Origin of the sequence: Paractinoplanes tereljensis, from assembly GCF_016862435.1 — a bacterium.
In the GTDB taxonomy this organism is placed as follows: Bacteria; Actinomycetota; Actinomycetes; order Mycobacteriales; family Micromonosporaceae; genus Actinoplanes; species Actinoplanes tereljensis.
Genome location: NZ_BOMY01000051.1, coordinates 218,766 through 244,896, shown reverse-complemented (window position 1 = coordinate 244,896; position 26,131 = coordinate 218,766). Strand labels below are relative to the sequence as shown.

Annotated in this window: 20 protein-coding genes; 12 read left to right on the top strand and 8 right to left on the bottom strand. The window is 69.7% G+C overall.

What is annotated here, in order from left to right:
- The first annotated feature begins 3 nt into the window (after positions 1-3).
- The 3 genes from Ate02nite_RS41045 to Ate02nite_RS41035 all read left to right on the top strand — a co-directional run bounded on the left by Ate02nite_RS41045 (position 4) and on the right by Ate02nite_RS41035 (position 2,537).
- Positions 4-693: a CBS domain-containing protein gene (locus Ate02nite_RS41045; protein ID WP_203813328.1), complete on the top strand. Its 690-nt coding sequence runs from the start codon at positions 4-6 to the stop codon at positions 691-693.
- A 532-nt stretch (positions 694-1,225) separates the two neighbouring features.
- Positions 1,226-1,423, top strand: a complete 198-nt coding sequence (locus tag Ate02nite_RS41040; protein ID WP_203813327.1) for a hypothetical protein — start codon at positions 1,226-1,228, stop codon at positions 1,421-1,423.
- Between the two features lie 52 nt (positions 1,424-1,475).
- On the top strand, positions 1,476-2,537 hold the full coding sequence (locus tag Ate02nite_RS41035) for a HEAT repeat domain-containing protein (protein ID WP_203813326.1): 1,062 nt from the start codon (positions 1,476-1,478) through the stop codon (positions 2,535-2,537).
- Here the strand turns inward: Ate02nite_RS41035 and Ate02nite_RS41030 are convergent.
- A complete protein-coding gene (locus Ate02nite_RS41030) occupies positions 2,525-3,493 on the bottom strand; it encodes a helix-turn-helix transcriptional regulator (protein ID WP_203813325.1) in 969 nt (322 codons plus the stop codon). The genes Ate02nite_RS41035 and Ate02nite_RS41030 overlap by 13 nt on opposite strands.
- 62 nt (positions 3,494-3,555) lie before the next feature.
- On the opposite strand from Ate02nite_RS41030, the gene Ate02nite_RS41025 reads away from it, so the two are divergent.
- Entirely contained in the window at positions 3,556-4,005 is a 450-nt protein-coding gene (locus Ate02nite_RS41025) for a hypothetical protein (RefSeq protein ID WP_203813324.1), read from the top strand.
- Positions 4,002-4,448 (top strand): hypothetical protein, encoded by a 447-nt coding sequence (locus tag Ate02nite_RS41020; protein WP_203813323.1) that lies wholly within the window; start codon positions 4,002-4,004, stop codon positions 4,446-4,448. The genes Ate02nite_RS41025 and Ate02nite_RS41020 overlap by 4 nt, the downstream gene beginning before the upstream one ends.
- Here Ate02nite_RS41020 and Ate02nite_RS41015 read toward each other — a convergent pair.
- Genes Ate02nite_RS41015 through Ate02nite_RS41005 form a run of 3 tightly spaced genes read right to left on the bottom strand, consistent with a single transcriptional unit; the run spans position 4,432 to position 8,098 of the window.
- Positions 4,432-4,986 (bottom strand): DUF4232 domain-containing protein, encoded by a 555-nt coding sequence (locus Ate02nite_RS41015; RefSeq protein ID WP_203813322.1) that lies wholly within the window; start codon positions 4,984-4,986, stop codon positions 4,432-4,434. The genes Ate02nite_RS41020 and Ate02nite_RS41015 overlap by 17 nt on opposite strands.
- On the bottom strand, positions 4,983-5,807 hold the full coding sequence (locus Ate02nite_RS41010; RefSeq protein WP_203813321.1) for a phosphotransferase family protein: 825 nt from the start codon (positions 5,805-5,807) through the stop codon (positions 4,983-4,985). Before Ate02nite_RS41010 ends, Ate02nite_RS41015 begins: the two co-directional genes overlap by 4 nt.
- A 23-nt stretch (positions 5,808-5,830) precedes the next feature.
- Positions 5,831-8,098 carry an ATP-binding protein gene (locus Ate02nite_RS41005; protein ID WP_203813320.1) on the bottom strand — a complete coding sequence of 756 codons (2,268 nt, stop codon included), beginning with the start codon at positions 8,096-8,098 and terminating at the stop codon, positions 5,831-5,833.
- A gap of 126 nt (positions 8,099-8,224) precedes the next feature.
- Between Ate02nite_RS41005 and Ate02nite_RS41000 the strand changes: the two genes are divergently transcribed.
- From Ate02nite_RS41000 to Ate02nite_RS40975, 6 genes are all read left to right on the top strand, one after another.
- Complete coding sequence (locus Ate02nite_RS41000) at positions 8,225-8,938, top strand: (2Fe-2S)-binding protein (RefSeq protein WP_239148083.1); 714 nt, start codon at positions 8,225-8,227, stop codon at positions 8,936-8,938.
- A gap of 203 nt (positions 8,939-9,141) precedes the next feature.
- Entirely contained in the window at positions 9,142-10,704 is a 1,563-nt protein-coding gene (locus tag Ate02nite_RS40995; RefSeq protein WP_239148082.1) for a M1 family metallopeptidase, read from the top strand.
- Between the two features lie 68 nt (positions 10,705-10,772).
- Complete coding sequence (locus Ate02nite_RS40990; protein WP_203813318.1) at positions 10,773-12,683, top strand: potassium transporter Kup; 1,911 nt, start codon at positions 10,773-10,775, stop codon at positions 12,681-12,683.
- A 105-nt stretch (positions 12,684-12,788) separates the two neighbouring features.
- Positions 12,789-13,715 carry a hypothetical protein gene (locus tag Ate02nite_RS40985; protein ID WP_203813317.1) on the top strand — a complete coding sequence of 309 codons (927 nt, stop codon included), beginning with the start codon at positions 12,789-12,791 and terminating at the stop codon, positions 13,713-13,715.
- A gap of 102 nt (positions 13,716-13,817) precedes the next feature.
- A complete protein-coding gene (locus tag Ate02nite_RS40980; protein ID WP_203813316.1) occupies positions 13,818-15,035 on the top strand; it encodes a TIR domain-containing protein in 1,218 nt (405 codons plus the stop codon).
- Between the two features lie 50 nt (positions 15,036-15,085).
- Positions 15,086-15,829 (top strand): SDR family NAD(P)-dependent oxidoreductase, encoded by a 744-nt coding sequence (locus tag Ate02nite_RS40975; RefSeq protein WP_203813315.1) that lies wholly within the window; start codon positions 15,086-15,088, stop codon positions 15,827-15,829.
- Positions 15,830-16,417: 588 nt separating this feature from the next.
- Here Ate02nite_RS40975 and Ate02nite_RS40970 read toward each other — a convergent pair.
- The 4 genes from Ate02nite_RS40970 to Ate02nite_RS40955 all read right to left on the bottom strand — a co-directional run bounded on the left by Ate02nite_RS40970 (position 16,418) and on the right by Ate02nite_RS40955 (position 22,678).
- Positions 16,418-18,154, bottom strand: coding sequence for an NAD-binding protein (locus tag Ate02nite_RS40970; RefSeq protein ID WP_203813314.1), 1,737 nt, complete (start codon positions 18,152-18,154; stop codon positions 16,418-16,420).
- A gap of 34 nt (positions 18,155-18,188) precedes the next feature.
- Positions 18,189-18,803, bottom strand: coding sequence for a dihydrofolate reductase family protein (locus tag Ate02nite_RS40965; RefSeq protein WP_203813313.1), 615 nt, complete (start codon positions 18,801-18,803; stop codon positions 18,189-18,191).
- A 75-nt stretch (positions 18,804-18,878) separates the two neighbouring features.
- The gene (locus Ate02nite_RS40960) at positions 18,879-19,169 is read right to left on the bottom strand and encodes a hypothetical protein (RefSeq protein WP_203813312.1); all 291 of its coding nucleotides are present in this window, start codon (positions 19,167-19,169) and stop codon (positions 18,879-18,881) included.
- 41 nt (positions 19,170-19,210) lie between these two features.
- Positions 19,211-22,678: a LamG-like jellyroll fold domain-containing protein gene (locus tag Ate02nite_RS40955; RefSeq protein WP_239148081.1), complete on the bottom strand. Its 3,468-nt coding sequence runs from the start codon at positions 22,676-22,678 to the stop codon at positions 19,211-19,213.
- A gap of 190 nt (positions 22,679-22,868) precedes the next feature.
- On the opposite strand from Ate02nite_RS40955, the gene Ate02nite_RS40950 reads away from it, so the two are divergent.
- Positions 22,869-26,126, top strand: a complete 3,258-nt coding sequence (locus Ate02nite_RS40950) for a S8 family serine peptidase (protein WP_203813310.1) — start codon at positions 22,869-22,871, stop codon at positions 26,124-26,126.
- Positions 26,127-26,131 lie beyond the last annotated feature (5 nt).

Sequence of the window (26,131 nt, the reverse complement as noted above, 5' to 3'; positions counted from 1 at the left end):
GTAATGAGGACCTGGAAAGTTGACGACGTGATGACCCAGGCGGTCGTGTCGGTGGAGCTGACCGCCTCCTACCGTTCCCTGGTCGACCTGCTGATCGCCCACCGATTCAGCGCGGTCCCGGTGGTGGACGCGTTCCAGCGGGTGCAGGGCGTGGTCTCGGAGGCCGACCTGCTCCGCAAGATCGAATATGCCGGCGAAGAGTCCCCGCGGCTGTTCGACAACCGCCGCCGGCGCGGCGAGCGGGCCAAGGCACGAGCCGGCACGGCCGCCGACCTGATGAGCAGCCCACCGGTCCTGGCGCTGGTCGGCACGTCACTGGCGGCGGCGGCCCGGCTGATGGACGCCGAGCATGTCAAACGCCTCCCGGTCGTAGACGACCTGGGCCGCCTGGTCGGCATAGTCACCCGAGGCGACGTCCTGAAGGTGCACCTGCGCCCCGACGACGAGATCCGCACCGACGTGGTAAACGGCGTGGTGGCCGTCTTCCTGGCCGAGGAGGCCGAAAACGTAACCGTCGAGGTGACCGGGGGCGTGGTGACCCTGACCGGCCGAGTCGGCCGCTGGTCGACAGCCGACATGGCCGACCGCCTGACCCGCCAGGTAGCCGGCGTGGTCGAGGTGCGCGACAACCTGGAGTTCGACTTCGACGACCGCCAGCTCCTAACCCCAGGAACAGTCTTCGGCGTGGCCTGACCCGATTCAGGAGGCAGCGTCGGCGAGGACTTCGAGTCGCTCTCGCAGCTCGATACCGGCCGACACTGCCCGGGTCAGCCGAACCGAGCAACGGCCCGGCGAGCCGAAGGGGCACCCCGGCCCCGGCGGTGCCGATCTCCCGCATCGGCTACAAAACCTTCGGCAAGGCGGCCGACCGCAGCTTCACCCTGACCTGCAACCAACGCGTTTGGATGTCCTCGATACTGGTCGCGAGCGTTTTGAGGCTCACCGCAGGGAATTCGCCGCGTATTTCGTAATGGTGGTTCGAAATGGGCATGTTTCCCGGGCGTCGTCGGGTTAGGTGGCCTTCGGTTGCGGTTTACGGAGGGCGATCGCGTGGAGACATCAAGGTTTTGTCTGTGCGGGATTTGGAGCGGCTTACTGAGTGGCATCCGGGCGGTGGAGCGCCAACGGCCGCCCGGACTGGCTTCGGGAGCATCGGGACCGTGTCTCCGACGTAGTGATGACGATCTTTGGCCTCGAAGAAGGGGCGGTTTACCGATGCTGGGTCATGGTTGTGCTCGAGGACCGTTCCAAACACAGCTTCACGCTGGATGTTTCTCGTCGTGATTTCGACCGGCTGCGAGACCTATCTCTGCGGGACGTCGTCTCCTTCGCCCATCGTTACCTGGCCGACTTCCCGTCGCTTGATCTGGATCCGGCGCAGAAGGAGAGCTGGAAGCGCCTTATGAGCGGCGACGTGGATTAGTTGACGACGGGTTAGGGGGCGACTGCCCTCAGCCCGTTGGTATGGTCCCGGCATGCCTGAGCGCCGTGGCGAAGTTAAGGCCGTTGACTGGGCCTCGCTGGGGGTGTTCGGCCGGGCCAAAGAGGTTCCGGCGGGCCTGAAGGCGATCTGGTCCAGCGACCAGCGGCGGCGGCGACGTGCCTACGAGGACCTGTCTGAGCTGCTTGTCCACCAGGGCTCTCGGTCGCCGGCGTCGGCCGCGGCCGTTCCGTTCCTCATCGACGTGGTGGCCGACCAGGAAGCTCCGGACCGGTTCGCTGCCTGCCAGGTGCTGCTGCAGATCGCCCTTGGTGAGGAGGAGTTCACCCTCGATGAGCGGCCGGACTTCGTACATCTGCGGCGTGAGGCGGCGCGTAAGGCGGCCTTGACCGTCGAGGAGCTGGAGGCGGAGGAAGAGGCCTGGGTTGCTGCGGCCGCTGACCCGGAGGAGCTTGCGGCCCGGGAATTTCGGGCGTTGTTCTCGGACGTTGAGGATGACCGGCAGGCCGAGCGCTGGGACATCGAGGCCTACGACGCGGTCCGGGCCGGCGTGCCGGTCTATGTCGCGGCATTGTTCGCGGAAGACCCCGGCACCCGGCTCTACGCCGCGCAGTTGCTGGCGTACTTCCCGGAGGAGGCCGCGACGGTGGTGCCGGCGCTGATCTCGCTGATCGGCGGCGCGGATCCGATCGTGGCTGCGACCGCCGCGGTAGCGGCCGGCATCTGCGCCCGCGGCACGGACGATCCGGCGCTCGAAGCGGCCCTTACCGACCGGTGGAAGAACGCCGAGAACCTGGCCGAACGCTGGGCCGCCGCGATCGCCCTGGCCCAACTGCTGGACCACCCCGGCCCGGACGTGCTGGCCGACGTGCAGGCCGCCGCCGAGGCGCCGGCGCCGGTCCCGCGCTTCCCGTTCCTGGACGGCGACATCGCCGCGCTCGCCGCCTTCACGCTGGCCCGCAACGAGGCGCTGGCCCGCAACGAGGCGCTGGATCGCCACGAGGCGCTGGATCGCCACGAGGCGCTGGACCGCGACGAGGCGCTGGACCGCGACGAGGCGCTGGACCGCGACGAGGAGAAGAACTACCCGGGGTAGAGGCGGGCCATCGCGCGCACCGTGGCGGTCAGCTGGGCGACCAGTGGCTCGGGCGCCAAGACCTGCACATCAGGGCCGAGGCGGAGCAGCATCGCGGCTGCGTGGGGCACGCTCTCCATGGGGATGGTGGTCTGCTGCCAGCCGTACGCGTCGGGGGGTTGGCAATTGTTCTGCGCCTGCCGGGCGGCCTTCGGGCCGATGATGCCGGGCAGCGCGGCCAGCCCGGCCGGGCTGAGGCGGATGACTGCGGCCTCGGCCGTGTCGGCCTGCTCGTAGCGTTCGACGTTGCCCTGCCAGAAGGTGGCCAGGTCGAAGTCGTCCGGGCGGGTGAAGGTCTCCGGCAGCGGGCGCAGCTCGACGATGGACGACACCCGGTAGGTGCGGGGGCCGGCCGCCACCAGGTACCAAATCCCGGCCTTGAGGACCAGGCCCAGCGGCTGCAGCCGGCGGGTCACCTCGCCGGGGCGGGGCGCCCACCGGCGGTAGCGGACCTCGATCACCCGGTCCTGCCAGAGGGCCTCGGCCGCGGCCAGCAGGTGCGGCACCGCGTCCGGCTCGCGGTACCAGTCGGGGGCGTCCAGGTGGAACCGCTGCCGGATCCGCAGTGACGCCTCCCGGTACGGGGTCGGCAGCGCCGCCATCAGCTTCAGCTCGGCCGCGGCCACCTGGGCGCCCAGGCCCAGCTCGGCGGCGGGCTGGGGCATGCCGGTGAGAAACAGCGACTCGGCCTCGTCGGCGGTCAGGCCGGTCAGCCTGGTGCGGTAGCCGTCCATCAGCTGGTAGCCGCCGGTGGGGCCGGGCTCGGCGTAGATCGGCACGCCCGCGGCGGCCAGGGCCTCGACGTCGCGGTAGATGGTGCGGCTGGTGACGCCCAACTCGGTGGCCAGCCGGGCGGCACTCATCCGGCCGCGGTTCTGCAGCAACAGCAGCAGGGAGAGCAGTCGGCTGGCCCGCACCTCCGGAAGTCTGCCAGACCACTGACAGAAGCTGTCAGGGGTAGCCCGTCAGGATCTGCGGCATGAACGATTTCGACTTCTTGATCGGCTCGTGGAACGTGGCCAGCCGCCGCTTGACCACGCTGTTCGCCGGCGGCGACGAGTGGGTCAGCTTCCCGGGCACGTCGACCTCTCGGCCGATCTTCGGCGGCGGTGGGAACGTCGACGAGATCGACTTTCCGACGCTCGGCAGCCGCGGCTTCACCCTGCGGCTGTTCGACACCGAGCGGAAGGAATGGTCGCTGTACTGGGCGAACAGCACGTCCGGGCTGCTCTTCCCGCCGGTGGTGGGCACGTTCGCCGACGGCCGCGGCGACTTCTACGGCGACGACACCCACGACGGGAAGCCGATCCGGGCGCACTTCATCTGGTCCGGCATCACGCCCACCGAGGCCCGCTGGGAGCAGGAGTTCTCGGCCGACGGCGGGCAGAGCTGGGAGTCCAACTGGATCATGGAGTTCACCCGCGCATGACCGTCGACGCCGATTACCGCCACATCACCAAGGTCATCACGCCGGGGCCGCCGCTCGTGCTGCCCGGCGTCTACCTGAAGTGGTATCAGGTGTGCCGCGCGGATCAGAGCATCGATTCAGGGGAGGCGAGAGCGTTCCTCACCGAGGAGATCGCCGACATCGGGGAGATCGGGTTCGTCATCCACCACCTCAGCGGCGAACACGTCCACCTGCTGCTGGTCTGCTCCTGGCGCGGCAACAACGAGATGTGGGAGACCGTCTACGTGAAGGACGACGGGCCGTTCGCCCTGATGCCGCAGACCACCCACCGCGGCGTGATGTGCGTCTGGGAATTCGGCGCGGTGGCCCACGAACACCAGGCCTGGACGGAATTCCTGCGCTCCGATCGCGACGAACAGGCCCGGAAGCGGTACGCCGAATCCCAGTTCAGCGGCCCAATATAGGCTGCCAGGAGCTCACCCCGATGCGGCCGGTGCTGCCCAGGTCGATGTCGCTGCGCGGGGTGAGCACCTGGGCGGTCCCGCCGGCGGTCGGGGTGATCTCCAGGAAGGCGGCGTTGACCGGCGGCGCGGCGAGGTTGTCATACGTACTCCGCCAGGCGACGACGGCCGTGACCCGCTCGCCCGGCTTGAGCACCACCTCGCGCGGCGGTTTGTTCCAGTCCGGAACCGGCCCGGTGATCACGTAGGTGCCCTGCAGGATGTTCACCGACACGTTCCGGCGCTGCTCGTCGAGGAGGCGTACGCCCGGATAGCCGTTGACCTTGGCCGCCGCCGTCCCGCAGTTGACCAGGAAGAAGTCGAGAACGCGCAGCCCGGCCGCCGCGTCGCCGGTGCCGAGTTCCACGCGCAGGCCGTCGGCCGGGCAGGTGGGCGCGGCGGAAACAGAGACGGAGGCGGATGGCGACGGCAGGGGAATCGGCCCGGCCTGGGTGCATCCGGCCAGCAGAAAAACCAGGACCAGCGGGTACGGGCGCCTCACCGCACCAGCTCACGGATCCGGGTGACGGCCCGCCCGAAGTACCGGTGCTCGACCGGCCGGGTCAGGAAGTCGGCCAGCGAGTACAGGTCGAGGGCCTGGCTGAGCTCCCGCCAGTCGGCGGGCAGGTCGCCGCCGCCGTCCCGGAAGCCACGCAGGAAGTCGTCGGCGAACCCGGCCGGCTGCGGGAAGCGCAGCATGTTGCCGACGTCGAAGAGCGGCGAGCTGCTGAACGCGAACTCCCAGTCCAGGACGGCCACGACCCGGTCCCCGGAGGCGAGCAGGTTCTTCGGGTTGTAGTCGGCGTGCACGAGCTGGTGACTGCCCGACAATCCGGAAATGTCCGAAGAGGACGCGAGTCGCAGTAACGAGCGCTGTTCGACGTCGCTGAGATAGCCGACCGCGTTTCCGGTGCGCAGGCAGCGTTCGACGAACGCGTCCAGCCCACCGATCGGCTCGACCCCGTCCGGCGAGAGCGAGGAGTCGAAGAAGCCAGGCAGGTCAAACGACACCGACCCGATCCGGGCGAGCGTCTCCCCGACGGAGTAGCCAGAAGTCGGCGGCTGCCCGTCCACAAAAACGGAGAGCACCAGCCCGTCGGAGGGGGAGAAGGCCACCACCTCGGGCACCGGCACCACCCCGCGCAGCCGCGATGCGAGGGCCACCTCCACCGCGCACCGGTTGGTCCCGAGATACCGCCGCAGGACGAACCGGCTTCCGTCGTCCATCGTGAGCAGGACGTTGTGGTTGCTGTATCCGCCGGTCAGCTCGCGTGACGACACCACCCGGCGCCCTGGCAGCGCAACCGTTTCGACCCATTCCATGCCGTTGATCCAAGCAGAGCGGATCAACCGGCCCGGGACTGCACCTCGCGCGCGGTCAGCTTGGCCCGCACCTCGTCGGCGTCCGGATGGTCCAGCTCGGTGAGGATCGCGAGGGAGTTGCGCCAGGCCTCGCGGGCCGCCCGGTGCCGGCCGCCCGCTTCCTCGGCGTCACCCAGGTGGGCCAGGACGATCGCTTGATATTGCTGGTCGTGCTCGTCGCGGAACGCGTTCGCCGCCCGCCGGTAGCAGGCCGCCGCCTCGGCGAGCTCGCCGAGGCGGAAGTGGGCCATCCCGACGCTGTCCCAGGAGTGGGCCGCGCCCATCCGGTTGCCGGCCGCCTCGTGCACGGTGACGGCCCGCCGGCAGTAGTCGAGGGCCTGCCGGTTGTCACCCATCGTCAGATAGCACCAGCCGATGTTGTTCATCGCCCGCGCCTCGCCGACCCGGTCACCGTCCGACCGGGACAATTCCAGGGCCCGCCCGCCCTCCTGCAACGCTTCCGCATAGCGGCCCTCCCGGCGGGCGACAATGCCCAAATTCAGGTGTACGTCGGCCATGCCGGTGACGTTGCCGAGTTCCCGGTAGAGGGCGAGCGCCGTGGTCAGGTGCGCCCGGCCCTGGCCGAGATCGCCGAGTTCGGCATGCGCGTACCCGACGTTGTAGTGGCTGACCGCCTGCAGCAGCATGTCACCGGCCCGCCCGGCCGCCGCGACCGCGAGCATCTGCCAGGTCACCCAGTTGCGCCGGTCCCACCGGCGCTCCAGGTAGGTGAGCACCGCCCAGGCCATCCACCAGGCCTTGGTGTCCAGCCCGGCGGCCACGGCCAGGTCGGCGCAGGCGCGCAGGGCCGGCTGCTCGGCCGAGAACCAGGCCAGCGCGAGCACGCCGTCGCCGAACGACTCCGGGACCGCGCCGGGGGTGACGTCGGTGGGACGGCGGCCGCTGAGGTTGCGCGACGCCTTGAGGCACTGGTCGGCGCTGAGGGCGGTCTGCAGGTAGTGGTCGATCAACCGCCGGGTGGCCGCCTCCCGCTCGGCCGGCGAGTCGATCTCCTCGGCCAGGTCGCGGGCGTAGTCGCGGAGCAGGTCGTGGCAGCCGTACCGGCCGGGTAGTTGTTCGGAGACCAGGTTGGCCGCGACCAGTTCCTGCAGCGCCGGCCGGACGCGCCGGGCCGGCAGGCCGGCCAGGCTGGCCAGCGCCGGAGCGCCGGCCACCGGCGTCGGATGCAGGGCGGACAGCCGGAACAGCCGGGCCGCGTCCGGGCCGAGCTTGCGATAGGACCAGGAGAAGACGCCGCGTACGTCGGTGGCCGGGTCGGGGCCGGCCAGTACGTCCAGCCGGGTCCGGGCCTCGCGCAGCTCGGCGGCGATGGCGGTGAGCGGGAACTGCGGGTTGGCGGCGGCCCGCGCGGCCGCGATGGCGAGGGCGAGAGGGAGCCGGGCGCAGGACCGCACGATGTCGTCGACGGCGCGCGGCTCGGCCCGCACCCGGTCGGCGCCGATCCGCCGGGCCAGCAGCTCGCGGGCGGCGGGGGCGTCGAGCACGTCGAGCAGCAGCAGCTGGGCGCCGTCGGCGACGGCCAGCCCGGCCAGCCGGTCGCGGCTGGTCACGATGGCCACCGAGCCGGGCACGCCGGGCAGCAGGGGGCGCACCTGTTCGGCGTCGCCGGCGTTGTCGAGCAGGATCAGCATCCGCTGCCCGGCCAGCGCGCTGCGGTACAGGGCGGCGCGCGCTTCCAGGTCGGCCGGGATCCGCTGCGGGGCGACGCCGAGCCCGTCGAGCAGCCCGCGCAGGGCCTCGGTGGCCGGCAGCGGCGGGCCGACCGGGCCGAAGCCGCGCAGGTTCACGTAGAGCTGGCCGTCCGGGAAACGCTCGCGCACCCGGTGCGCCCAGCGGATGGCCAGGGTGGTCTTGCCGACCCCGGCGGTGCCGGACACCGCCGAGATGATCACGCCGCGGGCCGCCTGGTCGGGGCCGGCCAGCAGTTCGTCGAGCCGGGTGAGTTCCTGGTCGCGGCCGGTGAAGCCGGACGGGTCGGACGGCAGCTGGGCCGGGATGATCTCGGTGCTGCGGACGGCCGGCTCGGCGGCCGAGCGCAGGAAGCGTTCCCGGTCGTCACCCTCGAGCCGGAACGCGTCGGCGAGCAGCCGCATCGTCCACATCCGGGGCGCCGCGATCTTGCCGGCCTCCCACTTGCCGACGCTGCGCACGCTGACGCCGGCCCGTTCGGCCAGGTCTTCCTGGGTCATGCCGAGTCGCCGACGGTGAGCGCGCACCAGGTCAGCGAACACGGAACTCCCCACGAGAATCGTCATCGACGTCCAGCAATGGTCGCAGGTGTGGTCACTTGCGGGATAACAAGGGTCAACACCCAAAGTTCCGGTCAAGTTCCGATCCTGGTCCACTACCCTCGAGCGGTGAGCGGAGTCGACGCGGGGACGGCGCTGGCCCGGGCCGCCCAACTGGGCCCGTACTTCGCCTGGGAACAGGTCGACGATCTGTCCGATTGGCACCGCTGGTCCGATCTGGCGGAACCGGCCGTGCTGGCCGAGCGGGTCGCCGCTGCCCGGACGGCTCTCGCGACCATGGGCGGGCTCGCCGAACAAGCGGTGCCGGAGCGGGTGGTCGCGTCGGTCGCGTTCCTCGGTTACGCCGCGCGGGTGCTCTCCCCGCTGCTCGGCGCGGCCGCCCTGACCGGCCACCTGCCGGTGGCCGGCAGAACCACGCTGTGGTGGCGGCCGGTGCCGGCGGGACCGCTTCCCTTGGCGTACGGCGTAATGAGCGCGACCGTGCCCGCCTCGCCGGAGGCCCTCCGGGGGATCGCCGTCGAGGCGATCCTGGAGCCGGTCCTGACCACCTGCCGCACCCGTTTCCGCCTGTCGCCCCAAGTTTTGTGGGGGAATGTCACCTCGGCGCTGGCCGGCGCCACCGCGATGATCAGCAGAGTCGATCCGGCGGCCGGCGACCGGGCCGGCACTCTGCTGGCCGGGATGCTCGCGTTGCCGCCGCTGGCCGGCACCGGCACCCTCCGGGGACGGGCGCTGACCAGGAACAACTGCTGCCTCTACTACCGGATTCCGGGTGGCGGCACGTGCGGCGACTGCGTTCTCCGGCACCGCCCGCAGCGCTGAAAGTACCGATGAAGTACCGGTTTCCGCCCTGGCTCGCGCTCCTTACCCAGGGGAGTCTGAATAGGCAAGCCGGGGGCGGTGCCACCGCTGAACCAGAGGGGGAGGCTCAGCGGAAGTGGGGGGCACCGCCCCTCTGATCATCGACGGTGGTCGACCGAAAAGCGGTACTTAAAGATCTAGATATATTGTTACGCTCGGCCGCCATGAGAGCTGAATTGGGTAACGTCCCAACACGCCTGGTGGCGCTCGGATCGGCGACGATCCTGAGCCTCGCCGGCGTTGTGGTGAGCACCGCCGGCCCCGCGTCCGCCTCGGGGCATCGTCCGACTCCCGGCGCGGCCGGCCTCGGCGACCGGCTGTACCCGCTGCTCGGCAACGGGGGCTACGACGTACAGAACTATGACCTTTCGCTGACCTATCCGCAGAAGGACCCCGCTCAGCAGGTCACCGGCGACGTGACCATCACGGCGGTCGCCACGCAATACCTCTCCCGCTTCGACCTCGACTTCAGCGGCGACGCCGTCGGCCAGGTCTGGGTGAACGGCAAGCGCGCCGCCTTCGTCCGCTCCGGCGAAGAGCTGGTCATCACGCCGAAGAAGGCGCTGCCGGCGCACCGGAAGTTCACCGTCCGGGTGGCCGGCTTCAAGGCCACGCCGATCGAGGCCAACGCCGACTCGCCGGCCGGCTTCGTGAAGACCCCGGACGGCACCATCGTGGCCGCCCAGCCCGACGAGGCGCACGGGCTCTTCCCGAACAACGACCACCCGCGCGACAAGGCCACCTATACGATCCGGATCACCAACCCGGTGGGCTGGACCGGCACGGCCAACGGCGTGCAGGTCAGCACCCGGCAGAAGAACGGCAAGGTCGTCTCGGTCTACCGGGAGAACCACCCGATGGCCAGCGAGCTGATCCAGGTCGCGGTCGGTGACTTCGTCACGTTCAGCCGGGGCACGGTCGACGGGGTGCCGGTCCGGGACGTGGTGCCGCGCCGCCTGGCCGACGAACTTCTGCCGAAGGCGGCCGACGAGGTCAACGAGATCCGCTTCATGCAGAGCAAGGTCGGCAAATACCCGTTCGAGAACTACGGGACGCTTGTCATCGACGCCACGCTCGGCTTCGCGCTGGAGACCCAGACGCTGTCGCTGTTCGACACCTGGTGGTACAGCCTGCCGGAGTTCGTGCTCAACCCGGTCGGCGCGCACGAGCTGGCCCACATGTGGTTCGGCGACAGCGTCGCGCCGTACGAGTGGAGTGACGTCTGGCAGAACGAGGGCCACGCCACCTGGTACGAGTACGAGTACGCGCTCGAGACCGGTGTCCTGCCCGACTACGCCGGCGTCGACAACCTCACCGACCTGTACAAGGCGATCTACGCCCGGGGCGACGAGCGGCGGGCCCGTTACGGCCCGACCGCTGCGCCGCTCAAGGCCGACGTGATCTGGGACGTCTTCAACCCCAACGTGTACGACGGGGGAGCGCTCGTCCTCTACGCCCTCCAGCAGAAGGTCGGCGCCGCGAAGTTCGCCCAGATCGAGCGCACCTGGGTGAGCCGCTACAAGGACAAGTCGGCCTCCACCGGCGACTTCATCCGGCTCGCCTCGCAGGTGTCCGGCCAGAACCTGACGGCGTTCCTGACCGACTGGCTCTACGGCACCAAAACCCCGCCGATGCCGGGTCACCCGGACTGGACCGTCAACCCGTGGCCCGCTCCGGCCGGGGCGCAGGCCTCGACTCTCGCCGCCACCACCCAGCGTCACCGCTGATTTCCCGGTTATAGCTCGCCCTCGGCCCGTAATGTCCGTTCTGGTGACATTCGGGCCGAGGAGGAGCCGTGGCGCATACCGGTCCGCACGACAGCGTGCGGCTCGCCGTCGTGGTCGGCGCCCTCGGCGTGGTCTTCGGCGACATCGGGACCAGCCCGATCTACACCCTGCAGACCGTCTTCAACCCGGACGACCCGCACCCGGTCCCGGTCAGCACCGACAACGTGTACGGCGTCGTCTCGCTGATCTTCTGGTCCGTCATGATCATCGTGACGGTGTCGTACGTCCTGCTGGCCATGCGGGCCGACAACGACGGCGAGGGTGGCGTGATGGCGCTGATCACCCTGATCCGCCAGTCCGGCACCCGGTACGGCGGCAAACGGGCCATGTGGCTGGCGGGACTCGGCATCTTCGGGGCGGCGCTGTTCTTCGGCGACAGCATGATCACGCCGGCTATCTCCGTACTCTCCGCGGTCGAGGGTTTGAAAATCGTCCAGCCGTCGCTGGACGAGGCGGTGGTGCCGATCACCGCGGTGATCATCGTGGCGCTGTTCCTGGTGCAGCGGCGGGGGACCGCCACCATCGGCAAGGTCTTCGGGCCGATCATGATCACCTGGTTCGGTGCGATCGGCATCCTCGGCATCGCGGGCATCGCCCGCGAGCCCGCCATCCTCAAGGCGCTCTCCCCGACGTACGCGGTGAGCTTCCTGGCCGGGCACTTCGGCATCGCGTTCTTCGCGCTGGCCGCCATCGTGCTCTCGGTGACCGGCGCCGAAGCCCTGTACGCGGACATGGGCCACTTCGGCCGCCGGTCCATCACCCGCGGCTGGCTGTTCCTGGTGTTTCCCGCCTGTGTGCTCAGCTACCTCGGCCAGGGCGCCCTGATCATCGACGACCCGAGCCAGATCAGCGGCCCGTTCTTCCTGCTGGCGCCCGACTGGCTGCGGCTGCCCCTGGTGCTGCTGGCCACCGCCGCCACGGTGATCGCCTCGCAGGCCGTGATCACCGGCGCGTTCTCGGTGACCTCGCAGGCCGCCCAGCTCGGTTACCTGCCGCGGCTGCGGGTCACCCACACCAGCGAGTCGGCGATCGGCCAGATCTACGTGCCGTTCATCAACTGGCTGCTGCTGGTCTCGGTGCTCACCCTGGTCTTCGCGTTCCGTAGTTCGGCCGCCCTGGCGTACGCCTTCGGGATGGCCGTGACCGGCACGATCACCATCACCACCCTGCTGTTCTTCTACATCGCCCAATGGCGCTGGACCATCCCGCCGTGGCTGATCGCGGCGGGCGCGGGCGTGCTGGTCTCGATCGACCTGCTGTTCGTGGCGGCCAACCTGACCAAGCTGCTGCACGGCGCCTGGCTGCCGCTGCTGATCGGGGTCACCGCGTTCACCGTGATGACCACCTGGCAGCGGGGCCGCGCGATCGTCACGGCCGAGCGCAAGAAGCGTGAGGGTTCCCTGCCGGAGTTCGTCGAGCAGCTGCGCTCCGACGACGGCCGGATCGCCCGGGTGACCGGAACCGCGGTGTTCCTGAACCGGGGCATGCAGACCACCCCGCTGGCCATGCGCGCCAACGTCGAGCACAACCACGTCCGGCACGAACACGTCCTGATCATCTCGATCGAGACCCAGGTGGTGCCGCGGGTGCCGGCCGCCGAACGGGTCTCGGTGGACGATCTCGGTTACGACGACGACGGCATCATGTTCGTGACCATGCGCTTCGGTTACGCCGACACCCAGGACGTACCCGCGGCGCTGCGCCTGATCGACCCGGCCACGACCGAGGGCCGTCTGGACCTGGAAGACGCGTCCTATTTTCTCTCCAAGATCACCCTGCGCCGGGGCGACGAACCGACCATGGCCCTGTGGCGGAAACGCCTGTTCATCGCCACTTCGTACATCACCGCCGACGCGGCCGAGCACTTCGCTTTACCGCGTGATCACACGGTAATCATGGGCTCACACGTCGAGGTTTAAGAACCGTATGGGGGAGGCGACCCGAGTCCGGGCCAGCTAGGCGCGCGTTGTTCACGGTGACGCGGGCCGATCGGCTCGTGCGATTCCGGAAGAGGTTGACCCCCCATGAACGTGAAGCGCTACGCTCTCGCCGCCACTGTCGTGGCCGTCGTCGCAGGTGGCGGTGTTGCCGCCGTGGGCATCGCCAACGCGGACACCACGCCCACGCCGTCGAACCCGTACATCGTCGCCCCGCCCGGTGCCTCGCTGAGCAGCGGTGACGCCACCGCGATCCAGGTCGCCGGCCGCACCTTCTCGGGCACCGCGGTGCCGGCCAACGCCACCGGCGCGGTCGTCAAGCTCAGCAGCGTCAACCCGTCGTCCTCGGGCGTCCTGACCGTCTACACCACCGGCACCCGGCCCGGCAGCCCGACCGTCAGTTACCGGCGGGGCCAGAACGTGACCGGCACGGCCACCGTCCCGCTGGACAGCCGGGGGCGGCTTTCCGTCTACAGCTCGGCCCGGACCAAGTTCACCCTGCAGCTGCAGTCGTACACCACGCCGACGGTGACCCCGCCCGCGCCGACCTGCACCGCGACCATCTCCACGATCGCGCCCAGCACCAAGACGCTGACCCAGGTCGGCGGCAGCATCCGGGCCGCGTCCCCGGCCGGCGCCACCGACTTCGGCAGCGTGACCCTGCCGGCCGGCACCTATGACGCCCGCGTCATCGGCGGCTTCACCGGCTTCAACAACACCGACACCTGGCTGCCGTCCGGCGTCTTCCTGACCGGCACGATGACCGTGGTCAAGGGCGCCGAGATCAACTCGAGCTTCACCAACAACGTCACCGCCGGCGGCGTGATGATCCCCAAGTCGGACAGCGCCACCCTGACCCAGGACCCGACCCTGGCCATCTCCACCTTCCTGATCCTCGACACCGAGACCGAGGTGCACATCAAGCTGTTCGCCTACGCCTCCAACAGCGGCACCGCCGGCTCCGGCCAGGTCAAGGCGAACGTCCAGAGTGCCCAGTTCCGCAAGGTCTGCTAACCAGTGATTTGCACTTCTCCCGGAATGAGCCCCGGGAGAAGTGCAGATCCCCTACCGGCGGCGGTTATGGTGGGCGCTGCGCCGTGGTGTGGGGAGTTGTTCATGAAACAGCGCATCTTTATCGGCAGTTCCTCGGAAGGCCTCCGGGTGAGCCGGGCCGTCCAGCAGGAGTTGGACGGGGACTTTGACGTCACCGTGTGGAATCAGGACGTTTTTCAGCTCACCCTGGCGAATCTTGAAAACCTGCTCGAGGTGCTCGATTCGTCGGATGCCGGGATCTTCGTGCTGAAGCCCGACGACATCGTCGTGAGTAGAGGGTCGGAGCGGCCGGGCGTTCGCGACAACGTGCTGTTCGAGTTGGGCATGTTCATCGGCCGGCTCGGCCGGGAGCGCACCTTCATGCTGGTCCCGCGCGGCTCGGCGGCGCACCTGCCGAGCGATCTGGCCGGCCTCGCCAGCGCCGGGTACGACGCGGAGCGGGTCGATCGGGAGCCCAGGCCTGCGGTGGCGTCGGCCTGCAACCAGATCCGCGAGCAGATCCTCCGGGTGCGCGGCCGCCGCGTCACCGAACCGGTGTCCGAGTCGCGGCTCGATCGGGCCATGCGGCGGATGAGCGGTGACCTGGAACGACTTCTCGCCAACCTGCCGACCGACCGGGATCCGGCCGGCGGCCACGACCAGGTCTCGCTGCGGATCGGCCGGGCCGACGTCGAGGTGACGTTCGGCCGGATCGAAGACCACCGGACCGACAGCGCGGCCACCGTCGTCGCCCTGCCGGCCAACGAGTACTTCGACGACGCCTGCCTGCGCGACACCCGCAGTTCGCTGGGCGCGTTCGTGCAGGCCGCCTTCGGCGAGCAGATCGAGCGCTTCATCGACGACGTCCGCAAGACCCTGGCCGACCGCCCGGTCCAGCGCGTCGCCCGGGCCGAACGCCGGGTCGACGACAGTTACGGCGTCGGCCAGGCGATCCAGATCAACGGTTATTCGCCGGCCGTGATCCTGGTGTCGGCCACCACCGAACGGATCGGCACCGGTCTGCGCGCCGAACCGCATTTTCTCTATGCCGCGCTGCAGGGAATCATCGAGACCATGAACGCCAATCGGCGCACCGAATTGGTCATGCCGGTATTGGGCGCGGGCCACGGCGGCATGCCGGTTTCGGTGGCCCTGCTGTTCAATTTGATGGCGCTGCGCTCGATCCTCAACGAGGACATCGGCCGCCACCTCCGCAAGGTGCAATTGATCGTTTTCGGCCGGGACGGCCACCCCGACCCGGAGGTGGACCTGCACGCCATCGCCGAACGCCTGCCGAAGTAGACGTCCGATCACCGCCAGACCGGCAGGCCGGTCCACGCCAGGCTCGTCCCATGGAAAACACATTGGACGGCAAGGTCGCACTGGTCACCGGCGGAAGCCGGGGCATCGGCGCGGCGGTCGCGTCCCGGCTGGCCGCGATGGGCGCCGACGTCACCCTGACCTACCGCAGCGACCGGGAGCGGGCCGACGCGCTCGCCGATCGCATCCGGCGCGACGGCGGCCGGGCAACCGCGGTCCGCGCCGACAGCGCCGACCCGGCGGCGGTCACGGCCGCGGTGGACGGCGTCGCGGCGGACCGCGGGCGCCTCGACATTCTGGTCAACAACGCCGGCGCCTTCCTGCTCGGCCCGGTCGAGCAGCTGACCGCGGCGGACGTCGAGCAGACCGTGGCGGTGAACATCCGGGCGCCGTTCGTGGCGTCCCAGGCGGCGGTCCGGCACCTGCCGGCCGGTGGCCGGATCATCAACATCGGCAGCAACATGGCCGAGCGCGCGATCTTCCCGGGCTTCTCGCTGTACTCGATGAGCAAGACCGCCCTGATCGGCCTGACCAAGGCCTTGAGCCGCGAGCTCGGCCCGCGCGCCGTAACGGTAAACCTGGTAAATCCGGGCCCGACCGACACCGACGCCAACCCGGCCGACGGCCCCAACGCCGAGGCGATAAGCGCTTTCACCGCCCTGGGCCATTACGCCGCCCCAGCCGACATCGCCGCCGCCGTAGCCTTCCTGGCCACCCCCGAAGCCCGCTACATCACCGGCGCAACGCTCAACGTAGACGGCGGTTTCACCAGCTAAGCCCTTTCCGGACAATCAAACCCTTTGCCGGTACGGGCGACGCCGTAGACAACCGCAACTACCCCCGACCGCAGCCACCGCGCGACCAGGGTGCAACACCGGCGCGTGCCGCGCCGCTCGCGCAACCGAACACCCAAACCCGAGGCTTTGCTCTGCTCACCAATACGCGCTGCTCTGCGCACCCCGGGTAAGCGGGCGATCTTGCGGAGTTCCTGTTTGCTCCGAGCGGTAAGCCTTCAAGGTCGGTGAGCCGGAGCGACGGAGAAACCCGGACTCGCAATCTGGCCGGAACGAGAGAGGCGAAAGCCGCAAAACGCCCTGCCATCTGAAGGGGCTCCGACCCCGCTCCTCACTTCAGAGGCAAGAGAAAGTTTCTCTCGACTTGCTGGCGCGGAGCGCGACGCGGAGGGCGGTGCGGAAAGTCGCACAAAGCCCTCAAAACGCCCTTGCGCGTGCGTGAGCAGAGCAAGGGGTGGGGGTTCGTTGCGCGATAGGCGCGGCACGCGCCGGGGTTGCACGGTGGCCGCGGGGTGGCGGCGGTCGGGAGTAGTTGCGGTTGTGGGCGGCGATGGCCGTACAGGCAAAGGGTTAATGGGTTAGGCCGGTGGGGGAGAGGGTGTCTCGGCGTAGGACCTGGAGTAGCTCCTCGTAGGGGCCTATCAGGTAGGCGCGGTCGCCGGCGGCGAATCTGGTGTCTCGGCGTGGGGGATGTTCCAGGGTGCCGGCGGTGGCTCGGCTGATTGCCACCACTCGGGTTCGGGCCGAGAGGTCCTGCATGGCCAGGCCGTCCAGGCCGCCGCCGGGGGCTACCGTCAGGCGGCCTACCAGCATCAACTGTGCGCCTACGTAGAACGTGGAGATCACGTCCAGGCCCAGAGCCGCGCCCACGAACCACGGTGCGGCCAGCGCGGCGGTGGAGCGGGCCTGGCCCAGGCCGAAATTGCGGTCCACCGTGGTGGCCAGGGTGCGGTCGAACAGGCGCAGTACCACCGGGACCTGGGCGTAGCGGTCGCCCAGTTGGTCGCGCAGGGCCAGGCCGGTTTCCAGGTTTACCAGGTCGTCGCTGGTCAGGACGGCTACCGCGCGGGCACTCGCCAGCTGCACCCGGTGCAGGGTCTGCGGGAGGGTGGCGTCGCCGAAGATGACGGGAATGCCGCTGTCTCGGACCTGGGCGGCGTAGCGGCTGTTCTCGTCGCGTTCGATGACCACCACGTCCGTGCCGGTCGCGGCCAGGCGTTCCACCACGCGCACGCCGACCGAGCCCAGGCCGATCACCACCACGTGGGCGGTCAGCTGTTTGAGGCGGCGGTTGCCCAGCGCCTCCTCGATCCGGATGGTGACCAGCGTGTTGGTGAGCAGGGCGAAGAACGTGGTGGCCAGCAGTACGCCGCAGATCATCAGGGCGATCGCGAACAGGCGCAGCCAGGGCTGCTGGCTGCGGAAGTTGAAGTCGCCGAAGCCGACCGTGGCGATCGTCTCGACGGTGAAGTAGGCGGCGTCCAGGACGCTCATCCGGGTGCCGTCCGGTTCCTGGTAGTTCAGGCGCAGCACGACCACCGCGGCGGTGGCCAGAAGAAGGAGACCGCCGAAGACGTACGCCAGGCGGCGGTCGACCGCGGCCGGGAGTGAGCGGAGCATGTGCCATCGGTCGGGTCGGGCCGGTGTGGGGCCGCTGGTGCGGCTGCGGAGGCCGGCCTCGGCCAGTTCGGCGGCGGTGCCGAACAGGGTGACCAGGTCGCCGGGGCGGACCCGGTGGTCCCGTCCGGGGCAGACCACCATCTCGCCGCCGTCGGCGGCGGTCACCGCCAGCGGGGCCAGCGACCCGAACTGCGCGCGCAGCCGGCCGCCGGCCTCGGCCACCACCTGGGTGGCCACGAACGGGTGGCCGTCCAGGTCCAGCTCGTGGGTGCCGGTGCCGAGGCAGGACTCGACCAGCGACGGCGCGGACAGGCCGGCCACGTCCAGCACCGCGATCGACAGGGCGGACAGGGCCCGGCCGACCGCGGGGTTGCGCAGCTGCACCACGATCCGCAGGTCGGGCCGGTGCTCCCGGGTCAGCAGGGCCGCCTCGATGGTGTGCAGGTCGTCGGCGAGCACGCAGATCACCGCGACCGCGCCGGCCAGGCCGGCCTCGTCCAGCGTCTCGATCAGCCGGGGGCTGCCGACCACGATAGGTACGCCCCAGCCGCGTACCACCCGGACCAACCGCGGGTCGGCGTCGTCCTCGACCACGACCACCTGGACACCGGCGAGGTGAAGTTGTTCGACCGTGCGCAGCCCGACGTCGTCGAGCCCGCAGACGATGATGTGCCCGCGCCGACTCATCGGTGCAGGATCAACGGCGACGGTTTCGGTTGTGTTACTCGTTGCCGGGAGTCAGGTCTTTGACCTCGTCGTACTGGACCTTGGCCGGGGTCTCGGCCGGGGTGTAGATCACCCGGATGACACCGGTCGGGAACGCCTCGGTGGCGGCCACCTCGAGGTGATAGGGCGTGTCGCCGTCGTCGAACAGACGGCGGCCCTTGCGGGCGGCGACCGGGTGCACCAGCAGCCGCAGCTCGTCGATCAGGCCGGCCGCGAGCAGCTGCTGCACCACCGAGATCGAGCCGGGGATGAGGATGCCCTTGATGCCGGGGTCGGCCTTGAGCGCGGCCGCCGCCGCGACCAGGTCACCGTCGATCAGCTCGGAGCTGCGCCAGGTGAACTCCAGCGGCTGCCGGGAGACGACCACCTTGCGGATGTCGCCGAGCTGCTTGGCGAAGCCCGCGTCCTCGCCGCCGGCCTCCTCGCGGCCGGGCCACGCGCCGGCGAAGCTGTCGTAGGTCTCGCGCCCGATCAGCAGCACGTCGGCGGTTTCGTAGTCCTCGCCGACCGCGCGGCCCATGTTCTCGTCGAAGTACGGGAAGTGCCAGTCCGGGTCGATCTCGGCCACCCCGTCGGCCGAGATGAACAGGGTAGAGATGATCTTCGCCATGGCGGTAATCCCCTCGTGATGGGCGTCCCCGCCAAGATAGTCCCCCGGCGGCTCGCCGCCGGGGGACTCGCCCGATCAGTACCGGCCGCGGCCGCCCTTCGCCGCGGCGTTGATGGCGTGGATGCGGTAGAGCTCGCTGTTCTCTTCCGTCCCGGTCAGCGCGACCCGGCAGGTCAGGTTGTTCTGCACGGCGGCCAGCGCGGTCTGCAACACCGCCGGGCGGATGTTTTCGAGCACCCCGAACCAGACCTGGGTGAACTCTCCGTTGACGTCGGACAACAGGATCGCGATCGAACCGTCCTCGCTCGGGCCGACCTGATCCACATAGCAGTCGAAGAACAGGAGATCTTCAAACGAAACCGTCACATCACTCCCCAATCCGTGGGACTGACAAGCACCCTACGTGTTCAGCGGAGCTGCTTGCGGTAGGGAACGAGCGTCAGCCGATCGAGGAGCGGCGCATTCGCCGAGCGGAGCAGGATGCCCGGCCACACGTTCGACGCGTACGTGGTGCCGTCGAAGTTGGGCAGTTCGGCCGAGGAGAACCGGATCGTGTTGCTGCCCTTGCGGAGCTGGACCGGGACGGTGAGCTCCCAGAAGTTGTTGTCGTGGAAGCTGTGCGGGAACAGCACCCGCTTGGCCGTACCGCCGTTGATCGTGAGGTCGGCGTGCCGGGCGAGCGGGTCGGGGTTGTAGTGGGTGGCCTCGGCCTGCTCGGGGTTGGCGTACCGGATCCGCAGGGCGTACGTGCCGGCCTGGGCGGCCGGCACCGTGACGGTCAGGGTGTTCGCGCCGCTGATGCCGGTGACCGCCTGGCCGCCACTGGCCAGGCTCTTCGCGGTGACCGTCCCGCCGGTCCCACTCTCCGCCTCGACCACGGTGGTCGGCAGATGCGAAACGGTCGACGTGACATCCAGCCGGTCGATGAAAGCCGGGCCGATCGCGGTGACCTTGTTGACGCCGCCGGACAGCGATACCGCCACCCGGCCCGAACCCACCTCCAGCCCGTTGACGGTCAGCTTCGCCTTACCCGCCTTGACCCGCAGGTCGAGCGTGGCCTCGGCATCCGCCTTGGAGTAGACCCAGAAGGTCGCGGTGCCGCCGCGGGCGAGCGCGACCCCACCGGCCCGCGGCAGCCCCTTGGTGAGCGTCGCCAGTTCGGCCTCGTAGGTGGAGGTGGCCGGCCGGGGCTGGGACAGGGTGATCCGGTCGAGGATCACGTCGCCCTTGGTCGCCTTCGTGCCGTCGAGACTGCGGGCGGCCAGGGCGATGGTGTGCTTGCCGGCGGTGAGCTGGACGGTGGTGTCGGTGTGGTCCCAGACCACCCACTTGTAGCCGAGCGGCAGGAACAGTTCCTGCTCGGCGGCGCCGTCGACGCGCAGGAACACGTTTGTCGGCCCCTGCTCCTGCACCAGCGGGTAGGTGTTCAGCGAGTTGGCGAAGACCGACAGGTCGTAGCGGCCGGTGGTGGGCACGTCGACGTCGAAGGACAGCACGCCGTCGCTGCCGGTGCGCAGGCCCCCCACGTCAAAGCCGCCGGAGGTGTAGAACTTCGACACGTCGGCGGTCGAGCCCTCGGGCCCGTTCTTGCTGTAGCCATCGCCGGTGTAGGTTGCCGCCTCAGCCTCGTAGGAGGCCTGCCACCTTTCCGCCGCGGCGGTGGGCGAGGACCCCGGGGACAGCACGATTTCGTACGCCGAGGACTCGCTCAGCCCGGACAGCTCCACGACCGCCGTCCCGCCGCTCACCGGCACGTTCTTCTCGGCGACGACAAGGGGCTGGGCCGAGTCGCCGATCTGGCCGGTCCACGGGATTTCCCGCACCGAGGCGTGCACCTTCCGGCCGAAGGACGCGGGCACGTTGGTGAACTGCAGGTAGCTGCTGCCGGCCGCGCCACCGATGATCGCCCGCGCCTGCTGCTTGCTCTTGTCCAGGGTGGCCACGCCCTGCAGCGTGTAGTTCTGGCCCGGGTACGGCGGGGTGACCGCGACGGTGTCGCCGGTCAGCTGCCCGTACGCGTTGAACAGCCACCACTGGCCGTTGCCCCGGTTGGCCTGCACGGCCGAGTCGGAGATGTTGCCGTCGATGTTCCAGTACGCGATGTCCGCGTCGACCTTGGACTCCTCGATCGCCGAGATCCACTGGATCATCTGCCCGGGCACCGAGGTGTGGTAGTTGAACGCGTACTCATTGATGTTGATCGGAAGGTGTTTCCCGGGCAGAACTTCCGCTTCCCAAGTTCTGTATTCAGCAACACTCTCGCGCACGGCCTCGGGGTGGCTCAGCTCGTGCCAGGTGATCACGTCGGGCAGTGTTCCGGCCGATGAAGCGTGCTGGAGGAAGCCCTTGACCTGGTCGAACAGGATGCTGGTGTTGGGACCGGCGATCCGCGCGGCCGGGATCTTGCCCTTGATCAGGTGGTAGACCTCGTCCCAGGCCCGGAAATAGTCGGCCGGATCGGTCAGCCACGACACCCCGTTGTAGCTCCACTCGCCGGTCCCGAACATGTTGCCCTCGGGCTCGTTGAACGGCACAAACACGATGTTGTCCTGGTATTTCAAGGGCAACTTCAACACCTGATCCACCTGTACGGCGATCTTCTGCTCGAACAGCGACAGCTTCTCGGCCGGTGTGCTGCCCGGCCACTGGTACGGGAAGCCGCGGTGGATGTCGGTCATGTAGATGTAGACGTCCCCGTCGGTGCTGTCGGCGAGCGGCTTGACCACCTCGAGCGCGTCCGCCCCCGGGTGCTGCGGCCCGTCCTGCGCCTTGGTCGACACCGTCCGCAGGTTCATCCCCTCGATCAGGTTGTTGGTCGGCACACCCTCGCCGTACAGCCCGTAGAGCGACCCGGCCGCACCACCGTGGAACTTCCCGGTGCTCTTGCCGAGGTCGATGGTCATCTCGCCCTCGCGGATGACGGTGACCGTCGCGGTGACGGCGGTCCCGGCGGCCGTGCCGGTCACGGTGAACGTGCCGCGCTGGGCGTACTGCGACGGGTCGACGGCGGCCCAGGTGATAGGCACGTCCCGGTCGTAGCCGTCGGAGAACGTCCCGCGAACGCTCGCCGGCAGCTTCGGCGCGGTGCCGATCGTGGTGCCGACGGTGAACGCGGTCTGCGCGATCCCGGTAACCGTGGGCGTCGTGCCCACCTCCGCGGCCACCTGCGCCGCGGTCAGCGCGGTGTCCCAGACCCGGAAGTCGTCGATCGCGCCGTCGAACAGCGGGTCGGCGTAGAACGACTTACCGATGAAGCCGGACGAGGTGGTGCCGGCGTCGATCAGGCCGCCCGCGGTGGCGGTGGTCGCGGACGACGAGACAGCGGCCCCGTCCAGGTAGGTGGTGAGCCGCCCGGCCGTCGTGTCGAGGGTGACGGTGACGGTCTTCCAGGCGTTGCCGGGCAGCGCGGCCGAGCCGATCACCTCGGTGCCGGCCCCGGCGACGTTGGCCGCCAGCCCGGTCAGCAGCTTGCCGTCCCCGCTGTACGGCGTGGTGAACAGCCGGCTGGTGGTGTCCTTGCCGAGCGCGTAGATCCACTGCCAGGGCGTGGCGCTGGCGTCCCACTTGACCCGCAGCGACAGGGTCAGGTCGGTGCGGCCGTCGAGGATGGCCTTGGGCAGCGTGACGTACGCGCCGTTCGAGGTCGGGCCGCCCCCGGGGAGTTGGAGGGCACCGTCCACGAAGGCCGCGGTGGATCCGTTGACCAGCGTGCCGTCGAGGCCGTGGCCGGACGAGTCGGCGATCACGCCGCCGGCGACGTCATCGGCGTCGAAGGTGTAGGCGACCACCGGTGCCGGGGTCGCCGCCGAGGCCGCTGACGCCGGTGCGACGACGAGCAGACCCAGAAGAGTGATAACCGGAAAAGCTTTTCTCAATTCGAGCCACCTCATCGATCGCGATGACACCCGGGGATTTCGGCCACGTTACGGAGGACCGGTCGGGCCCGTCAATGGATCGAAGCGCTTCGAAGGAAAACGTTTTCTCGATATGACGTTTGTCAGGTTGCGCGGATTTGCCAGTGTCTATCCCGGAGCCGGGACGGTCCCGGCACGGGGAGGCACCCAGATGCGTCGACGAAGACTGTCCGCCGTACTGCTCACCTCAGCCCTGGTCATCGGGGGCTTGCAGGCACCGGCGGCAGCCGCACCGTCCACGACCACCGGAACGCCGACAGCACAGAAGCCCATCTCGGTCACGCTGCTCACCGGCGACCGGGTCACCACGCACGGCAAAGGCGCGACCGTCCAGCCCGGACCGGGCCGCAGCAAGGTCCGCTTCCTGACCCAGACGATCAAGGGTCACCGCTACGTCATCCCGACCGACGCGCTCGCGCTCCTGCGTGCCGGCCGCCTCGACAAGCGCCTGTTCGACATCTCCGAGCTCGCCGCCCAGGGCGGTGGCGACCTGCGCCTGCTCATCTCGTACCCGAAGAACAGCGCGACCGGCGCACGGAGCGCGCTCTCCGCCGGTGGCGCGCGGGTCACCCGCGACATCGCGCAGGTCGGCACCCTGGCCGCGCGGGCCAACCTCGAGGAGCGGGCCACCCTCTGGTCGTCCCTGACCAGCGGTTCGGCCACCGCGCGCTCGCTCAAGCCGGGCGTGCAGCGGGTCTGGCTGGACGGCAAGCGCAAGGTCAGCCTCGACCACAGCGTGCCGCAGATCGGCGCGCCCACCGCCTGGCAGGCTGGTTACGACGGCACCGGGGTCACGGTCGCCATCCTCGACACCGGTATCGACGCCACCCACCCCGACCTGGCCGGGAAGATCGTCGCCGCGGAGAACTTCACCACCACCGCGACCGCCGACGACGAGGTCGGGCACGGCACCCACGTCGCCTCGATCATCGCCGGCTCCGGTGCGGCGTCGGGCGGCCGTTACAAGGGCGTCGCTCCCGGCGCCAAGCTGCTCATCGGCAAGGTCTGCGAGACCGAGTTCTGTGACGACTCGGCGATCCTGGCCGGCATGGCCTGGGCGGCCGAGCGCGCGCCGGTGATCAACATGAGCCTCGGCGGTGGCGACACCCCCGAGATCGACCCGCTCGAGCAGGCGGTCAACGACCTGACCGCGCAGTACAACACGCTGTTCGTGATCGCGTCCGGCAACGCCGGCCCGAACTCGGCCGGTTCGCCGTCCACCGCCGACTCGGCGCTCGCGGTCGGCGCCGTCGACCGGGACGACCAGCTGGCCTACTTCTCCAGCACCGGCCCCCGGGTCGGCGACCACGCCATCAAGCCGGACATCACCGCGCCCGGCGTGGACATCGTGGCGGCCAAGGCCAAGAACGGCTTCATCGGCGACCCGGCCCCGGTCGACGGGTACGTGGCGCTCTCCGGCACCTCGATGGCCACCCCGCACGTGGCCGGCGCGGCCGCGATCCTGACCCAGGAGCACCCGGCCTGGTCGTCGAAGCTGCGCAAGAACACCCTGATGGGCTCGGCCAAGACGATCGACGGCTTCAACGCCTTCGAACAGGGTGCCGGCCGGGTCGACGTGGCCCGGGAGATCACCCAGACGGTCAGCGCCGACGAGGGCAGCCTCAGCTTCGGCCTGGCGATCTGGCCGCACGGTGACGACCAGCCGGTGACCAAGACCATCACCTACCGCAACTCGGGTACGGCCGCGGTCACCCTGGCGCTGTCCGCCCCGGCCGCGCCGTTCACGGTGGCCGCCTCGACGCTGACCGTTCCGGCCGGCGGCACGGCTTCCACCACGGTCACCGCCGACACCAGCTCGCCGTCGCTGTCCGACGGCCTGCTCAGCGGTTACCTGGTGGCGACGGCCGGCGACCTCAAGGTCACCACGCCGCTCGGCGTCGACCGCGAGGTCGAGAGCTACGACGTCGTCGTCAACACCACCAACCCGGACGGTACGCCGTCGCTCGACCACTACGCGGGCCTGTTCAACCTGGACACCTTCCAGAGCTTCGACGTCTACCAGGCGCAGGGCTCGGAGACCGTCCGGTTGCCCAAGGGCCGCTACGGCGCGTTCGTCTGGATCAACAACGCCGAGGCCGAGTCGACCGCGATGCTGACCATCACCGAGTTCGTCGTCGACAAGGCGAGCACGATCTCGTTCGACGGCCGGCTGGCCAAGCCGGTCAACGTCAAGGCCCCGCAGGCCAACGCGGGTACCGTCCTGGCCGCGGTCAACGCGGACTGGACCGGCGCGGACTGGGGTATCGGGGCGAGCGCCCTCGGCCTGACCTTCGACCAGCTGTCCGCGGCCCCGGCCACCCCGGTGTCCAAGGACTTCTTCGTGGCCAGCGTGAACGGGTCGTTCGCCGACCCGGGCGCCGACGGCACCTTCCGGAACAGCCCGTGGACCACCGACCTGGCGTACTTCCAGCCCGGCAAGATGTTCAACGGCCTGACCAAGACCCCGCGCCTGCGGGACCTGGCCACGGTCAAGGCCGACTACGCGGTGTCCGCCACCGGTGCCGAGGGCACCAAGGGCAACTTCGCCAAGTACAGCGAGAACAGCGGCGGCTGGTTCGTGGCGCTGCCGTTCTCCCTGCCGTTCCACCGCACCGAGTACCTCAGCACCGAGGCGCCGTGGCAGCCCGACTTCATGCAGCAGCTGCCTGCCGTCGGCGAGGACTGGCCGGAGCTGATCAGCGAGCAGATCGGCGGGGCCACCCCGGTGCGGGCCGGCCGCACGTACCACCAGGCCTGGAACACGGCGGTCTTCGGGCCGAACGTGACCCAGCCGCTGTGGATCGGCGACTGGGTGTCCCGGCAGGGCGACCACCTCAGTGCGTACCCGTCGCTGTTCGGTGACGGAGCCGGCCACCCCGGCTTCTCCACCACCGACACCTACACGTCGGCGCTCTACCAGGGCAGCACCAAGATCGGTGAGGGCGGCGAGTACGACCTGCCGGCCGCCACCGCGAAGTACCGCCTGGAGGTGTCGGCCACCCGCAGTGCGCCGCACCTGTTCTCCACCTCGGTCAGCGGGACCTGGACGTTCAAGTCCGGCCACGCCCCGGCGGAGGGCTACCAGCGGCTGGCCCTGTCCACGGTCCGGTTCAGCCCGAACCTGGACGACCACAACGCGACGGCCGCCGGTCGCCGCTTCGAGATCCCGGTGACCGTCGAGCAGCAGCCCGGCTCGACCGCCGGGACCGCGAAGTCGGTCAAGGTCGAGGTCTCGTACGACGACGGCAAGACGTGGCACCGGGCCGACGTGCGCGGCTCCGGCAACCACCGGGTGGCGACGGTCAACCACCCGCGCAAGGCCGGCTTCGCGTCGCTGCGCGTGGCCTCCACCGACACCAAGGGCAACACGGTGTCGCAGACCGTGATCCGGGCGTACGCGCTGCGCTGACCCCG